The sequence below is a fragment of the Streptomyces sp. V3I7 genome (genome assembly GCF_030817495.1).
Taxonomy (GTDB): Bacteria; Actinomycetota; Actinomycetes; order Streptomycetales; family Streptomycetaceae; genus Streptomyces.
Window position 1 is genome coordinate 1,068,086 of sequence record NZ_JAUSZK010000001.1, and the last position, 14,785, is coordinate 1,082,870.

The 14,785-nt window shown below is 70.7% G+C and carries 14 protein-coding genes; 1 reads left to right on the forward strand and 13 read right to left on the reverse strand.

The annotated features are described in order from the left end of the window. Positions 1-6 precede the first annotated feature (6 nt). The 9 genes from QFZ74_RS05075 to pyrR form a co-directional block, all read right to left on the reverse strand. Positions 7-330, reverse strand: coding sequence for an integration host factor (locus QFZ74_RS05075; protein WP_003977346.1), 324 nt, complete (start codon positions 328-330; stop codon positions 7-9). 265 nt (positions 331-595) lie between these two features. Further along, the gene (gene pyrF / locus QFZ74_RS05080) at positions 596-1,441 is read right to left on the reverse strand and encodes an orotidine-5'-phosphate decarboxylase (RefSeq protein WP_307619573.1); all 846 of its coding nucleotides are present in this window, start codon (positions 1,439-1,441) and stop codon (positions 596-598) included. Then, positions 1,438-2,544 (reverse strand): quinone-dependent dihydroorotate dehydrogenase, encoded by a 1,107-nt coding sequence (locus QFZ74_RS05085; RefSeq protein WP_307619574.1) that lies wholly within the window; start codon positions 2,542-2,544, stop codon positions 1,438-1,440. Before QFZ74_RS05085 ends, pyrF begins: the two co-directional genes overlap by 4 nt. Positions 2,545-2,610: 66 nt before the next feature. After that, the gene (gene carB / locus QFZ74_RS05090; RefSeq protein WP_307619575.1) at positions 2,611-5,919 is read right to left on the reverse strand and encodes a carbamoyl-phosphate synthase large subunit; all 3,309 of its coding nucleotides are present in this window, start codon (positions 5,917-5,919) and stop codon (positions 2,611-2,613) included. Beyond that, positions 5,912-7,069, reverse strand: a complete 1,158-nt coding sequence (gene carA / locus QFZ74_RS05095) for a glutamine-hydrolyzing carbamoyl-phosphate synthase small subunit (protein ID WP_307619576.1) — start codon at positions 7,067-7,069, stop codon at positions 5,912-5,914. Before carA ends, carB begins: the two co-directional genes overlap by 8 nt. After that, positions 7,066-7,635 (reverse strand): hypothetical protein, encoded by a 570-nt coding sequence (locus tag QFZ74_RS05100; RefSeq protein WP_307619577.1) that lies wholly within the window; start codon positions 7,633-7,635, stop codon positions 7,066-7,068. Before QFZ74_RS05100 ends, carA begins: the two co-directional genes overlap by 4 nt. Further along, complete coding sequence (locus tag QFZ74_RS05105; RefSeq protein WP_307619578.1) at positions 7,632-8,918, reverse strand: dihydroorotase; 1,287 nt, start codon at positions 8,916-8,918, stop codon at positions 7,632-7,634. Before QFZ74_RS05105 ends, QFZ74_RS05100 begins: the two co-directional genes overlap by 4 nt. 5 nt (positions 8,919-8,923) lie before the next feature. Next, positions 8,924-9,901, reverse strand: a complete 978-nt coding sequence (locus QFZ74_RS05110; protein ID WP_307619579.1) for an aspartate carbamoyltransferase catalytic subunit — start codon at positions 9,899-9,901, stop codon at positions 8,924-8,926. Between the two features lie 123 nt (positions 9,902-10,024). After that, the gene (pyrR, locus tag QFZ74_RS05115; protein WP_307619580.1) at positions 10,025-10,585 is read right to left on the reverse strand and encodes a bifunctional pyr operon transcriptional regulator/uracil phosphoribosyltransferase PyrR; all 561 of its coding nucleotides are present in this window, start codon (positions 10,583-10,585) and stop codon (positions 10,025-10,027) included. A 252-nt stretch (positions 10,586-10,837) separates the two neighbouring features. Between pyrR and bldD the strand changes: the two genes are divergently transcribed. Continuing rightward, positions 10,838-11,341: a transcriptional regulator BldD gene (gene bldD / locus QFZ74_RS05120; protein ID WP_129310290.1), complete on the forward strand. Its 504-nt coding sequence runs from the start codon at positions 10,838-10,840 to the stop codon at positions 11,339-11,341. A gap of 163 nt (positions 11,342-11,504) precedes the next feature. Here bldD and nusB read toward each other — a convergent pair whose 3' ends face one another. From nusB to QFZ74_RS05140, 4 genes are all read right to left on the reverse strand, one after another. Then, the gene (gene nusB, locus QFZ74_RS05125; RefSeq protein ID WP_307619581.1) at positions 11,505-11,939 is read right to left on the reverse strand and encodes a transcription antitermination factor NusB; all 435 of its coding nucleotides are present in this window, start codon (positions 11,937-11,939) and stop codon (positions 11,505-11,507) included. A 2-nt stretch (positions 11,940-11,941) separates the two neighbouring features. Continuing rightward, positions 11,942-12,508 (reverse strand): elongation factor P, encoded by a 567-nt coding sequence (efp, locus tag QFZ74_RS05130; RefSeq protein WP_307619582.1) that lies wholly within the window; start codon positions 12,506-12,508, stop codon positions 11,942-11,944. 48 nt (positions 12,509-12,556) lie between these two features. Further along, positions 12,557-13,663, reverse strand: coding sequence for an aminopeptidase P family protein (locus QFZ74_RS05135; RefSeq protein WP_307619583.1), 1,107 nt, complete (start codon positions 13,661-13,663; stop codon positions 12,557-12,559). A gap of 136 nt (positions 13,664-13,799) precedes the next feature. Further along, a complete protein-coding gene (locus QFZ74_RS05140; RefSeq protein WP_307619584.1) occupies positions 13,800-14,684 on the reverse strand; it encodes a Pro-rich N-terminal domain-containing protein in 885 nt (294 codons plus the stop codon). Positions 14,685-14,785: the final 101 nt, after the last annotated feature.

The following is a 14,785-nucleotide window of genomic DNA, read 5'->3' on the forward strand; positions in this document are numbered from 1 at the left end:
CGGGACTCAGGAGCCGGTGCTGCCGAACTCACGCTCCAGGGAAGCGATCTGGTTGGAGCCGAGGCCGCGCACCCGGCGGCTCTCGGAGATGCCGAGCCGCTCCATGATCTGCTTGGCGCGGACCTTGCCCACGCCCGGCAGGGACTCGAGCAGTGCGGAGACCTTCATCTTGCCGATGACGTCGTTCTCCTGGCCCTGCTTGATGACCTCGTGCAGGGAGGCGCCGGAGTGCTTGAGTCGATTCTTGACCTCGGCCCGCTCCCGGCGAGCCGCGGCGGCCTTTTCGAGCGCGGCTGCGCGCTGTTCAGGGGTAAGGGGCGGAAGAGCCACGCCTACGTCACCTCGGATGTCGAACTGTCGGATACGGACCGGTGAGGAACCTAGTCGCCCCACACCTGGGGAGCCACGAGCAACACGCTTGCCCGTTCTCTGCTCGGAGACTAGCGGTCAAGTCCGCCGCAGTCAGCGAGAACAGCGGAAAAGTCCTGGTCAGCCTCCGTGAGGTCGGATATTTCAGACATACTGCCCCGGATTTGAGGATGTATCCAGACTCAAGTCGCCGCCTTGTCCCGCACCGGCCCCTCCGCAGGGGCGCTCAGCCGCTGTTCACGGCCGTGCGGATCTCCTCCGCGAAGCGCTCCGCGGCCGTCCTCAGCGCCTTCACGTCGGGACCGTGACGCAGAACACCCCGGCTGACGTTGGGCACGACGTTGCGGACGGCCGACCCGAAGACGGCGGGCAGATCGGCGGGGGTCGCCCCCTGTGCGCCGATGCCGGGCGCGAGGAGCGGACCGTCGATGTCGAGGTCGTACGACGACAGGTCGCCCAGTGTGGCACCCACGACCGCGCCGAAGGACCCCAGGGGCTCCTCCCCCGCGTTCTCGGCCTTCAGGTGGGCCAGCATGGTCGCGCCGACGCTGCGGCCGTCCGCGCGCACGGCGTGCTGGACCTCGCCGCCCTCCGGATTGGAGGTGAGCGCCAGCACGAAGAGACCGGCGCCGTTCTCCCGCGCCAGTTCGACGGCCGGGCGCAGCGAGCCGTAGCCGAGGTACGGCGAGACGGTCAGGGCGTCCGAGAACAGCGGGGCGTCCTTGCGCAGGAAGGCCTCGGCGTAGGCGGCCATGGTCGAGCCGATGTCGCCGCGCTTGGCGTCCATCACGACCAGGGCACCGGCGGCCCGCGCCTCCTCGACCGACTTCTCCAGGACGGCGAGGCCGCGCGAGCCGAAGCGCTCGAAGAAGGCGCTCTGCGGCTTGAGAACGGCGACGCGGTCGGCCATCGCCTCGACGACCGTGCGGCTGAACCGCTCCAGGCCGGCGACGTCGTCGCCGAGGCCCCAGTCGGCGAGCAGGGACGCGTGCGGGTCGATGCCGACACAGAGCGGGCCACGCTCGTCCATGGCGCGGCGCAGCCGGGCACCGAAGGGCTCGTAGGGCGTCATGCGTTGCTCCTCACGTCGGCGCCGACGGCGTCGGCGAGGGTGGCGTACGGGCTGGTGCGCAGGCGGGCGGCGAGCCCCTTGTGAAGGGCTCGGCTCCAGAAGGGCCCCTCGTAGACGAAGGCGCTGTAGCCCTGGACGAGCGTGGCGCCCGCCAGGATGCGCTGCCAGGCGTCCTCGGCGTTCTCGATGCCGCCGACGCCGATGAGGGTGATCCGGTCGCCCACGCGCGCGTACAGGCGGCGCAGTACCTCCAGGGAGCGCGCCTTGAGCGGGGCGCCGGACAGGCCGCCGGTCTCCTTCACCAGGTCGGCGCGGGAGGTCAGGCCGAGGCCCTCGCGCGCGATGGTGGTGTTGGTGGCGATGATCCCGTCCAGGCCGAGTTCCACGGCGAGGTCGGCGACGGCGTCGACGTCCTCGTCGGCGAGGTCGGGGGCGATCTTCACGAGCAGCGGGACGCGGCGGTTGGCGACCGTGCGGTCGGCGGCCTCGCGTACGGCGCTCAGCAGCGGGCGCAGCGCCTCGGTCGCCTGGAGGTTGCGCAGGCCGGGCGTGTTGGGGGACGAGACGTTGACGACCAGGTAGTCGGCGTACGGCGCGAGGCGCTCGGCGGACTTCACGTAGTCGCCCACCGCCTCCGCCTCGGGGACGACCTTGGTCTTGCCGATGTTGACGCCCACGACGGTCTTGAAGACCGGCTCACGGTGCTTGAGACGGGCGGCGACGGCCAGCGAGCCCTCGTTGTTGAAGCCCATGCGGTTGATCAGCGCCCGGTCCGGCACGAGCCGGAACAGCCGCTTCCTGGGATTGCCGGGCTGCGGCTCGCCGGTCACCGTGCCGATCTCGACGTGGTCGAAGCCCAGCATGGCCATGCCGTCGATGGCGACGGCGTTCTTGTCGAAGCCGGCGGCGAGGCCGAAGGGGCCGTGCATCCGCAGTCCGAACGCCTCGGTGCGCAGCTCCTTGAAGCGGGGCGCGAGCGCGGCCGCGAGGAAGGTGCGCACCACGGGGATGCGGACGGCGAGGCGGATCCAGCGGAAGGCGAGGTGGTGGGCCTGCTCGGGGTCCATCCGCTGGAAGACCAGTCGGAAGAAGAACTTGTACATGTCTCTGAAGTCCTCGGGGTCCTCATGAAGAGGGGGACACCGTTTCCGGTGTCCCCCTCGGGGCTGCTAGTCGCGGGATGCCGTCAGGTGTTCGGCGTGTTCCTGGAGCGAGCGGACGCTCACGTCGCCGCGGCCGAGGGCGTCGATGCCCTGGACGGCGGCGGCGAGTGCCTGCACGGTCGTCAGGCAGGGCACGCCGCGGGCGACCGAGGCGGTGCGGATGTCGTAGCCGTCGAGGCGGCCGCCGGTGCCGTACGGGGTGTTGACGATGAGGTCGACCTGGCCGTCGTGGATGAGCTGGACGATGGTCTTCTCGCCGCCCGGCCCCTCGCCCTCGCTCTGCTTGCGCACGACGGTGGCGTTGATGCCGTTGCGCTTGAGGACCTCGGCGGTGCCGGAGGTGGCCAGCAGCTCGAAGCCGTGGGCGACCAGTTCACGCGCCGGGAAGATCATCGAGCGCTTGTCCCGGTTGGCGACCGAGATGAACGCGCGGCCCTGGGTGGGCAGCGGACCGTAGGCGCCCGCCTGCGACTTGGCGTACGCCGTGCCGAAGACGGAGTCGATGCCCATGACCTCGCCGGTGGAGCGCATCTCCGGGCCGAGGACGGTGTCGACGCCGCGGCCGTGGATGTCGCGGAAGCGCGACCACGGCATCACGGCCTCCTTGACGGAGATCGGCGCGTCCAGCGGCAGCGTGCCGCCGTCGCCCTGGGCCGGCAGCAGCCCCTCGGCGCGCAGCTCGGCGATGGTCGCGCCGAGCGAGATGCGGGCGGCGGCCTTGGCGAGCGGCACGGCGGTGGCCTTCGAGGTGAAGGGGACCGTACGGGACGCGCGCGGGTTGGCCTCCAGGACGTAGAGGATGTCGCCGGCCATCGCGAACTGGATGTTGATCAGACCGCGGACGCCCACCCCGCGCGCGATGGCCTCGGTGGAGGCGCGCAGGCGCTTGATGTCGAAGCCGCCCAAGGTGATCGGCGGCAGGGCGCAGGCCGAGTCGCCGGAGTGGATGCCGGCCTCCTCGATGTGCTCCATGACGCCGCCGAGGTAGAGCTCCTCGCCGTCGTAGAGGGCGTCGACGTCGATCTCGATGGCGTCGTCGAGGAAGCGGTCGACGAGGACCGGCCGGGAGGGGCTGATCTCGGTCGACTCGGCGATGTAGGACTCCAGCCGGGTCTCGTCGTAGACGATCTCCATGCCGCGCCCGCCGAGCACGTACGAAGGCCGGACCAGAACCGGGTAGCCGATCTCGTCGGCGATGGCCTTGGCCTCGGCGAAGGTGGTGGCCGTGCCGTGCTTGGGGGCGGGCAGGCCGGCCTCGGCGAGGACGCGCCCGAAGGCGCCGCGGTCCTCGGCGGCGTGGATGGCCTCGGGCGAGGTGCCGACGACCGGCACGCCGTTGTCCTTGAGGGCCTGCGCCAGTCCCAGCGGGGTCTGGCCGCCGAGCTGGACGATGACACCAGCGACCGGACCGGCCTGCTGCTCGGCGTGGACGATCTCCAGCACGTCCTCGAGCGTGAGCGGCTCGAAGTACAGGCGGTCGGAGGTGTCGTAGTCGGTCGAGACCGTCTCCGGGTTGCAGTTGACCATGACGGTCTCGTACCCGGCCTCGGCCAGCGCGAAGGAGGCGTGGACGCAGGAGTAGTCGAACTCGATGCCCTGGCCGATGCGGTTCGGACCGGAGCCGAGGATGATGACCGCGGGCTTCTCGCGGGGCGCGACCTCGCTCTCCTCGTCGTAGGAGGAGTAGAAGTACGGCGTCCTCGCGGCGAACTCGGCGGCGCAGGTGTCGACCGTCTTGTAGACCGGGCGGATACCGAGCGCGTGCCGGACCTCGCGGACGACGTCCTCGCGCAGGCCACGGATCTCGCCGATCTGGAAGTCGGAGAAGCCGTGCCGCTTGGCCTCGGCGAGCAGGTCGGCCGTCAGCTCGGGGGCCTCGGCCAACTCGTCCGCGATCTCCTTGATGAGGAAGAGCTGGTCCACGAACCACGGGTCGATCTTCGTCGCCTCGAAGACCTCCTCGGGCGTGGCGCCCGCGCGGATGGCCTGCATGACGGCGTTGATCCGCCCGTCGGTGGGCCGTACCGCCTCCTCCAGCAGCTCGGCCTTGTCGCCGGGCTCGCCGACGAAGGTGAACTGGCTGCCCTTCTTCTCCAGCGAGCGCAGCGCCTTCTGGAAGGCCTCGGTGAAGTTGCGGCCGATCGCCATGGCCTCGCCGACCGACTTCATGGTCGTGGTCAGCGTGGAGTCGGCGGACGGGAACTTCTCGAAGGCGAACCGCGGGGCCTTGACGACGACGTAGTCGAGCGTCGGCTCGAAGGAGGCCGGGGTCTGCTCGGTGATGTCGTTCGGGATCTCGTCGAGCGTGTAGCCGACGGCGAGCTTCGCGGCGATCTTGGCGATCGGGAAGCCGGTCGCCTTCGAGGCGAGCGCCGAGGAGCGGGAGACGCGCGGGTTCATCTCGATGACGATCACGCGACCGTCCTCGGGGTTCACCGCGAACTGGATGTTGCAGCCGCCGGTGTCGACGCCGACCTCGCGGATGATCGCGATGCCGACGTCGCGCAGGAGCTGGTACTCGCGGTCGGTGAGCGTCATCGCCGGGGCGACGGTGATCGAGTCACCGGTGTGCACGCCCATGGGGTCGAAGTTCTCGATGGAGCAGACGATCACGACGTTGTCGTTCCTGTCGCGCATCAGCTCCAGCTCGTACTCCTTCCAGCCGAGGATGGACTCCTCCAGGAGCACCTCGGTGGTCGGGGAGAGCGTGAGGCCCTGGCCTGCGATGCGGCGCAGCTCCTCCTCGTCGTGGGCGAAGCCGGAGCCGGCGCCGCCCATGGTGAAGGAGGGGCGCACGACGACCGGGTAGCCGCCGAGCGTCTCGACGCCGTTGAGGACGTCGTCCATGGAGTGGCAGATGACCGAGCGGGCGGACTCGCCGTGGCCGGTCTTCTTGCGGACCTCCTCGACGACCTCCTTGAACAGGTCGCGGTCCTCGCCCTTGTTGATGGCCTCGACGTTGGCGCCGATCAGCTCGACGCCGTACTTGTCGAGGGTGCCGGCCTCGTGCAGCGAGATGGCGGTGTTGAGCGCGGTCTGGCCGCCGAGGGTGGGCAGCAGCGCGTCGGGGCGCTCCTTGGCGATGATCTTCTCGACGAACTCCGGGGTGATCGGCTCGACGTAGGTGGCGTCGGCGATCTCCGGGTCGGTCATGATCGTCGCCGGGTTGGAGTTCACGAGGATGACCCGCAGGCCCTCGGACTTCAGGACCCGGCACGCCTGGGTGCCGGAGTAGTCGAACTCGGCGGCCTGGCCGATGACGATCGGGCCGGAGCCGATGACCAGGACGGACTGGATATCGGTGCGCTTAGGCACGCTGGCCCTCCATCAGGACGGTGTTCATCAAAGACGTGAAGCGGTCGAACAGGTAGGCGGCGTCGTGCGGGCCGGCTGCCGCTTCGGGGTGGTACTGGACGCTGAAGGCGGGCTGGTCGAGCAGCTGGAGGCCCTCCACCACGTTGTCGTTGAGGCAGACGTGGGAGACCTCGGCGCGGCCGTAGGGGGTGTCGGACACCTTGTCGAGCGGGGCGTCGACGGCGAAGCCGTGGTTGTGCGCGGTGACCTCGACCTTGCCGGTCGTACGGTCCTGCACCGGCTGGTTGATGCCGCGGTGGCCGTACTTCAGCTTGTAGGTGCCGAAGCCGAGGGCGCGGCCGAGGATCTGGTTGCCGAAGCAGATGCCGAAGAGGGGGGTCTTGCGCGCGAGGACCTCTCGCATGAGCGCGACCGGACCGTCGGCGGTCGCCGGGTCACCGGGACCGTTGGAGAAGAAGACTCCGTCGGGGTTGACGGCGTACACGTCCTCGGCGGTGGCCGTCGCGGGCAGCACGTGCACCTCGATGCCGCGCTCGGCCATGCGGTGCGGGGTCATGCCCTTGATGCCCAGGTCGATCGCCGCGACGGTGAACTTCTTCTCACCGATCGCGGGGACGACGTACGCCTCCTTGGTGGCGACCTCGGCGGAGAGGTTCGCGCCCTTCATCTCGGGCGCCTGCCGCACCTCGGCGAGCATGGTGCCCTCGTCGGGCAGCGCGTTGCCGGAGAAGATGCCGACGCGCATGGCGCCGCGCTCGCGCAGATGGCGGGTCAGCGCGCGGGTGTCGACCCCGCTGATGCCGACGACGCCCTGGTGGCGCAGTTCCTCGTCCAGCGAGCGCTTCGCCCGCCAGTTGGAGGGCACGCGCGCGGGGTCGCGCACGACATAGCCGGAGACCCAGATCCGCCCGGACTCGGGGTCCTCGTCGTTGACGCCCGTGTTGCCGACGTGGGGGGCGGTCATCACGACGACCTGGCGGTGGTACGACGGGTCGGTCAGGGTCTCCTGGTAGCCGGTCATGCCGGTGGAGAACACGGCCTCGCCGAAGGTCTCCCCCACGGCCCCGTAGGCGCGGCCGCGGAAGATCCGGCCGTCCTCCAGGACGAGTACCGCGGGAACCTTCGAGGTTCCCCGTGTGGAGGTCGTCATCGTGCGCCTTCCGTTTCGGTCTTGCTGTTGGTCATGGTGTTGATGGCGTCGACCCAGGCGGCGTGCTCGGCCGCGCGGTCGGAGCGGAAGCCGGAGTCGATCAGCTTGCCGCCGTGTTCCCAGGTCACGACGAGCAGTCCGCCCTCGGTGAGGACCTTGCCGGCGATGCCCTTGTCGAGCCGGGCCTCGCGCAGCGCGGCGGCCGGGACGAAGAAGTCGTCCGCTCCGGGGCGTACGACCTCCAGTCCGGCGTCCGTCAGCGTGAGTTCGACCCGGCTGCGGGTGCCCAGGCCGTGCGCCACGATGCGGTCGAGCCACTGCCCGGCGGTGGTGGAGCCGTGGTAGCGGCCGCTCAGCTTCAGTTTCGCCGGGCCGGGCTCGTCCGGCGCGGTGAGCAGTTCGGGCAGACCGCCCTGGAGCGTGCCGCGCCACTTCCAGCCCTCGCGCATGAGCCAGTACAGGAGGGCGACGACGAGGAGGAGTCCGACGACCCAGCCGATACGGCCGGCCCAGTCGGTGACCTCGGCCGATTTCTGTTCGGCGGCCAGCAGGATCACAGGTGTCACGTCAGGTTCCCGTCGATGAGCGTCGCCTTGCCCCGCAGCCACGTGTGCGTCACGCGGCCCGGCAGCTCCAGACCCTCGTAGGGGGTGTTGCGGCTGCGCGAGGCGAAGCCCGCGGGGTTCACCTGGCCACGGTAGGCGGTGTCGACGAGCGTGAGGTTGGCGGGCTCGCCGGGCGCGACGGGACGGCCGTGGCCCTGGGCCTGTCCGATCCGCGCGGGGTTGACGGACATGCGGTCGGCGACGCCGGCCCAGTCCAGCAGACCGGTGTCGACCATGGTCTCCTGGACCACCGACAGTGCGGTCTCCAGGCCGACCATGCCCATGGCGGCCGCGCCCCACTCGCAGTCCTTGTCCTCGTGCGGGTGCGGGGCGTGGTCGGTGGCGACGATGTCGATCGTGCCGTCGGCGAGCGCCTCGCGCAGGGCCCGCACGTCGCGCTCGGTGCGCAGCGGCGGGTTGACCTTGTAGGCGGGGTTGTAGGTGCGCACCATCTCCTCCGTGAGGAGGAGGTGGTGGGGGCAGACCTCGGCGGTGACCTGGATGCCGCGGGACTTGGCCCAGCGGATGATCTCGACCGAGCCGGCGGTGGAGACGTGGCAGATGTGCAGGCGGGAGCCGACGTGCTCGGCGAGCAGGACGTCCCGCGCGATGATCGACTCCTCGGCGACGGCCGGCCAGCCGCCGAGGCCCAGCTCGGCGGAGACGACGCCCTCGTTCATCTGGGCGCCCTCGGTCAGCCGCGGCTCCTGCGCGTGCTGGGCGACGACGCCGCCGAAGGCCTTCACGTACTCCAGCGCGCGGCGCATGATCACGGCGTCGTCGACACATTTGCCGTCGTCGGAGAAGACGGTGACGCCGGCGGCGGAGTCGTGCATGGCGCCGAGTTCGGCGAGCTTCTTGCCCTCCAGGCCGACGGTGACGGCGCCGATGGGCTGCACGTCGCAGTAGCCGTACTCGCGGCCGAGCCGGTAGACCTGCTCGACGACGCCGGCGGTGTCGGCCACGGGGAAGGTGTTGGCCATGGCGAACACCGCGGTGAAGCCGCCGGAGGCGGCCGCGCGGGTGCCGGTCAGCACGGTCTCGGAGTCCTCGCGGCCCGGCTCGCGCAGGTGGGTGTGCAGGTCGACCAGGCCCGGCAGCAGTACCTTGCCGTCGGCCTCGACGACCTCGGCACCGTCGGCGGAGAGGCCGGTGCCCACCTCGGCGATCGTCTCGCCGTCGATCAGGACGTCCTGCGGCTCGCCGCCGAGGACCTTCGCACCGCGGATCAGGATCTTGCTCATGGTTCTTACTTCTCCTCGGTACGGGTGTGGGTGACGGCAGGCTCGTTGCCGCCGAGCAGCAGGTAGAGGACGGCCATGCGGATGGAGACGCCGTTGGCGACCTGTTCGACGACCGTGCAGCGGCCGGAGTCGGCGACCTCGGCGGTGATCTCCATGCCGCGGACCATCGGGCCGGGGTGCATGACGATGGCGTGCTCGGGCATCTTGGCCATGCGATCGCCGTCGAGGCCGTAACGCCGCGAGTACTCGCGCTCGGTGGGGAAGAAGGCGGCGTTCATGCGCTCGCGCTGCACGCGCAGCATCATCACCGCGTCGGACTTCGGCAGCGTGCTGTCGAGGTCGTACGACACCTCGCACGGCCAGGTCTCGACGCCGACCGGCAGCAGGGTGGGCGGGGCGACCAGGGTGACCTCGGCGCCGAGCGTGTGCAGCAGGTCGACGTTGGAGCGGGCGACGCGGCTGTGCAGGACGTCGCCGACGAGGGTGACGCGCTTGCCGTCGAGGTCGCGGCCGAGGCCGGCGTCGGGGCCGATGAGGCGGCGGCGCATGGTGAAGGCGTCCAGCAGGGCCTGGGTGGGGTGCTGGTGGGTGCCGTCGCCGGCGTTGATGACGGGGGCGTCGATCCAGCCGGAGTTGGCGAGGCGGTAGGGGGCGCCGGACGCGCTGTGCCGGATGACGACGGCGTCCACGCCCATCGCCTCCAGCGTCTGGGCGGTGTCCTTCAGGGACTCGCCCTTGGAGACGCTCGATCCCTTGGCCGCGAAGTTGATGACGTCGGCGGAGAGGCGCTTCTCGGCGGCCTCGAAGGAGATCCGGGTCCGGGTCGAGTCCTCGAAGAAGAGGTTGCAGATCGTGCGGCCGCGCAGGGTCGGCAGTTTCTTGATCGGCCGGTCGGCGACCCGGGCCATCTCCTCGGCGGTGTCGAGGATCAGGACGGCGTCGTCGCGGGTGAGGTCGGCGGCCGAGATGAGATGACGGTGCATCTGTCAGGCTCCGTATGGCAGTTCAAAAGGGATCCGGGGGTCTGGTGGGATCTCCCCAGAGGGCACAGTGGGGCGAACCGTTCGCGCGCGGGCATGCCGAAGCGGCCGTGCGCTCAGGAGTCGCTACTGGTCGGCCGGCTTCGCGCCGAGCAGCACGGTGTCGCGACCGTCCTCCTCGGCGAGCTGGACCTTCACCGTCTCCCGCAGCGACGTGGGGAGGTTCTTGCCGACGTAGTCGGCGCGGATGGGCAGTTCACGGTGGCCGCGGTCGACGAGGACCGCGAGCTGGACCGCGCGCGGGCGCCCGATGTCGCCCAGGGCGTCGAGGGCGGCGCGGATCGTCCGGCCGGAGAAGAGCACGTCGTCGACGAGGACGACCAGCTTGCCGTCGATGCCGTCACCGGGGATGTCGGTGCGGGCCAGCGCACGCGGGGGATGCATGCGCAGGTCGTCGCGGTACATGGTGATGTCGAGGGAGCCGACCGGGATCGGGCGGTCGGTGATCTGCTCGAGCTTGGCGGCCAGCCGCTGGGCGAGGAAGACGCCCCGGGTCGGAATGCCGAGGAGCACCACGTCGTCGGCACCCTTGGCGCGTTCGACGACTTCGTGGGCGATACGGGTCAATACCCGAGCGATGTCGGGCCCTTCGAGTACGGGCCGGGCATCGAACGCTTGCGTGTCCATACGAAACGGACCTCCTTCTCCGCCTCACGGGACGGACCTTAAAGGACGTCGGATTTGCGCCATCCACGGTAGCAGGTCGCCGGGACACCTCCGATCACCCCCTTGGAGCAATCGGCGGCAACGAGCACGGAAGCGTCGGTGTGGACCATTCGGCTTGACGCATGAGAGTCACGCTGCGTAACCTCACAGTGAGTTACCAGCCGGGCGGTATGGCACCGAGCCAGTCCGTCGACCCAGTGTCCGGGGAGCTATATGTCCAGCGAATACGCCAAACAGCTCGGGGCCAAGCTCCGGGCCATCCGCACCCAGCAGGGCCTTTCCCTCCACGGTGTCGAGGAGAAGTCCCAGGGCCGCTGGAAGGCCGTCGTGGTCGGCTCGTACGAGCGCGGCGACCGTGCCGTGACCGTTCAGCGCCTCGCGGAGCTGGCGGATTTCTACGGCGTTCCGGTACAGGAGCTGCTGCCCGGCACCACCCCCGGTGGCGCCGCCGAGCCGCCGCCGAAGCTCGTCCTGGACCTGGAGCGGCTGGCCACGGTGCCGGCCGAGAAGGCGGGCCCCCTGCAGCGCTACGCCGCGACCATCCAGTCGCAGCGGGGCGACTACAACGGCAAGGTGCTCTCGATCCGCCAGGACGACCTGCGCACACTCGCCGTCATCTACGACCAGTCCCCCTCGGTCCTCACCGAGCAGCTGATCGGCTGGGGTGTCCTGGACGCGGACGCGCGCCGCGCCGTGGCCACCCACGAAGAGGCCTGAGTCGCTCGACGCTTCAGCAGAAACGTGCCGCCGGGGTGGCCGGAACTTCACGGTTCCGGCCACCCCGGCGGCTTTCTGCGGGCCTCACGTAGTCCGCGGGTGCCCGCATGCCGGAGGGCCCGCAGCAGTCGCGCTGCGGGCCCTCCGGCATGCGTTGGTCCTCTTACGCCTCGTCCCGGCGCAGCGAGGGCTTGAGGTCCTTCAGGCGGCCGAGGAGGCCGTTGACGAACGCCGGCGAGTCGTCCGTGGAGAACTCCTTCGCCAGCTGGACCGCCTCGTCGAGGACGACGGCGTCCGGGGTCTCGTCGACCCAGATCAGCTCGTAGGCACCGAGGCGCAGGATGTTGCGGTCGACGACCGGCATCCGATCCAGCGTCCAGTCCACCGCGTACTGGGCGATGAGCTCGTCGATCCGGGCGGCCTTCCCGGCGTAGCCCTCGACCAGCTGCATCGTGTACTCGCTCACCGGCGGCTGCCGGGTGTCGCCGTGGGAGAGCCGGATCCAGTCCGCGAGGACCGTCAGGACGTCGGCGCCGCGCTGGTCGCCCTCGAAGAGGATCTGGAAGGCGCGCTTGCGTGCCGTGTTGCGAGCGGCCACGGTTAGCTGTTCACCCGGCCGAGGTAGTCGCTGGTGCGGGTGTCGACCTTGATCTTCTCACCGGTGGTGATGAAGAGCGGGACCTGGATCTGGTGGCCGGTCTCCAGGGTGGCGGGCTTGGTGCCACCGGTGGAGCGGTCGCCCTGGACACCCGGCTCGGTCTCCTGGACGACGAGCTCGACGGCGGCCGGCAGCTCGACGAAGAGCACGCTGCCCTCGTGCTGCGCGACGACGGCGGTGAAGCCCTCGATCAGGAAGTTGGCGGCGTCACCGACGGTCTTGCGGTCGATGTGCAGCTGGTCGTACGTGTCCATGTCCATGAACACGAAGTACTCGCCGTCCATGTACGAGAACTGCATGTCCCGCTTGTCGACGGTGGCGGTCTCGACCTTGACACCGGCGTTGAAGGTCTTGTCGACGACCTTGCCGGAGAGCACGTTCTTGAGCTTGGTGCGCACGAAGGCCGGGCCCTTGCCGGGCTTGACGTGCTGGAACTCGACGACGGACCAGAGCTGGCCGCCTTCGAGCTTGAGCACCATGCCGTTCTTGAGGTCGTTCGTGGAAGCCACGGTTGCGGAATCTCCTGGACTGACGTGGACGACCCGGGGGCACGCACCTTAAAGCGCGAGCAGCTCCTTGGTCGTGATGGTGAGTAGCTCGGGTCCGCCGTCCGCCTCAGGGCGCACGACGAGCGTGTCATCGATCCGGACGCCGCCCCGTCCCGGGAGGTGGACCCCCGGTTCGACGGTGACCGGCACGCAAGCGTCCAGTTTACCCATGGAAGTGGGGGCCAACTGCGGGTCCTCGACGATTTCGAGTCCGACACCGTGCCCGGTGGTCGGCTGGAGCCCCTCCGCGTGGCCCGCGGAGTCCAGCACCTGGCGTGCGGCACGGTCCACGTCACGGAAGGCGGCACCCGGCGCGAGCGCCTCACGGGCGGCCCGCTGGGCTGCGAAGACCTGGTCGTACAGCTCGATCTGCCAGTCGGCGGGGGACGTCCCGATGACGAACGTACGGCCGATCTCGCAGCGGTAGCCGCGGTACGTCGCCCCGAGGCAGACGGAGAGGAAGTCACCCTCCTCGACCCGCCGGTCGGTGGGACGGTGGCCGCGGCGGCCGGAGTTGGGGCCGGTCGCGACGGACGTGGGGAAGGCCGGGCCGTCGGCGCCGTGGTCGACAAGGCGGCGCTCCAGCTCCAGGGCGAGATGCCGCTCGGTGCGGCCGACCAGGATGGACTCCAGCAGCTCACCGAGGGCCTGGTCGGCGATCTCGGCGCCGATCCGCAGGAGGGAGATCTCCTCCTCGTCCTTGATCACCCTCAGCTGCTCGACCGCCGTCCCCAGATCCGCGAGGCGCACCCCGGGCGCGCTCTCGGCGAGCGCGCGATGCCGCGCGACCGTGAGGTGGTGTTCCTCGACGGCGAGGGCGTCGGCGTCCTGCGCCACGGCCAGTTCGGCGGCCGCGACGGCGGCGTCGCCTCCGGGCGCGGGCAGGACGTGCTGCCGCAGGGATTCGTCGGGGCGCCCCTCGTAGGGGCGGTCCTCCGGCGGGGCGGCGCAGACCAGCAGGTCCTCGTTCCTCCCCAGCAGCAGGGCGGCCCCGTGCGGGGCCGCCCCCGCGAGGTACCGCACGTTGGCGGGGCGGGAGATCAGCGCGGAGGGGCTGCCGCCCGCGCTGCAGCGTTCCCTCAGTCTGGCTCGGCGGGCCGCGTACACCTCTGACATGTGTCGAGCGTAGGCAGGATGGGCGGTTTGTGCCGGTTGAGAGGTGCCGACGGGGGAACGGGCGCCGATTCTGAGGCCGTGAGCCGTCTGCGGGCGGGTGAGGCCCGCGGCCCCTGGGGGTTGCGATCGCCGCCGCTCACCAGCTCGGCGGGCTCGCTATCGCGCGTGCCAGGACGTCGTCCAGGACCCGTGCCGTGCCCGGTACGTCCAGCTGGGAGTTGTCGATGATGGGGAGCCCGGAGCCGTACCAGCCGGCCATGCGGCCGTGGATGCGGGCGACCTCCTCGTCGGTGAGGCGGCGGTTGCCGGTGCGCTTGGCGTTGCGCTCCAGGACGACGTCCAGTCCGGGGAGCAGGACGACCGGGAGCAGACCGGCGCCCACGTGCCGCTTCCAGCCGCCGAGGCCGACGACCGGGCGGTCGGGGAAGACGGCGTCGTCGAGGATGCACGAGATGCCGTTGGCCAGGAAGTTCCGCGCGGCGAAGCCACAGGTGCGGCGGGCCAGGCGGTACTGCGCCTCGGAGTGCTCGTTCCACCCGGTCTGCGGGTCGGCGAAGCCCGAGCGCACCCATTCGCGTACGTCGTCGAGGCTGATGTGGGCGGTGGGCACCCGGCGGCGGTCCGCCCAGTACTTGGCCACGCTCGTCTTTCCGGCGCCCGCCGGACCGATCAGCAGCACGGCCAGGGTCGCGGTGGCCGGGTCGGAACCCGTGGCCGCGGCCGGCGGTGCGCTGGGCGCGCCGACGGCGCCGACGTGCGGCAGCGGGCCGGTGGACTCGTTCGCGCTCGGCGGGGCGGCCGGGACGTGCGGCGGAGCGGGGGGTTGCGACGGCGCCGGCGGGATCGGTCCGGCCGCACCGCTCCCGGCGAAGCCTGGCGGCGCGTGCGGTGGCGGCGGGGGAACCGGTGCGGGACCCTGCGGGACGACTCCCGGGTGATGTGCGGCCGACGACCAGCCGTCGGCCGGTCCCTGCCCCCGCTGGTGGGGCGGCGGCAGCGGAGACCCCACTGCGTGCTGCATCCGGTGCCACTCCGTCTCGTACAGAAAGGGCCTGATGGCGGAGTGCGCACCCCGCTCTGCCCACAGCCTAAAGGGCCTGGGAAGAGCGCCCGTGGGAAAGG

Excerpts from the sequence above, each read along its gene's own strand:
- pyrF (WP_307619573.1), bottom strand. The coding sequence starts at position 1,441 with ATGACGCCCTACGAGCCCTTCGGTGCCCGGCTGCGCCGCGCCATGGAC.
- QFZ74_RS05085 (WP_307619574.1), bottom strand. The coding sequence starts at position 2,544 with ATGTACAAGTTCTTCTTCCGACTGGTCTTCCAGCGGATGGACCCCGAG.
- carA (WP_307619576.1), bottom strand. The coding sequence starts at position 7,069 with ATGACGACCTCCACACGGGGAACCTCGAAGGTTCCCGCGGTACTCGTC.
- QFZ74_RS05105 (WP_307619578.1), bottom strand. The coding sequence starts at position 8,918 with ATGAGCAAGATCCTGATCCGCGGTGCGAAGGTCCTCGGCGGCGAGCCG.
- QFZ74_RS05110 (WP_307619579.1), bottom strand. The coding sequence starts at position 9,901 with ATGCACCGTCATCTCATCTCGGCCGCCGACCTCACCCGCGACGACGCC.
- pyrR (WP_307619580.1), bottom strand. The coding sequence starts at position 10,585 with ATGGACACGCAAGCGTTCGATGCCCGGCCCGTACTCGAAGGGCCCGAC.
- bldD (WP_129310290.1), top strand. The coding sequence starts at position 10,838 with ATGTCCAGCGAATACGCCAAACAGCTCGGGGCCAAGCTCCGGGCCATC.
- QFZ74_RS05135 (WP_307619583.1), bottom strand. The coding sequence starts at position 13,663 with ATGTCAGAGGTGTACGCGGCCCGCCGAGCCAGACTGAGGGAACGCTGC.
- QFZ74_RS05140 (WP_307619584.1), bottom strand. The coding sequence starts at position 14,684 with ATGCAGCACGCAGTGGGGTCTCCGCTGCCGCCGCCCCACCAGCGGGGG.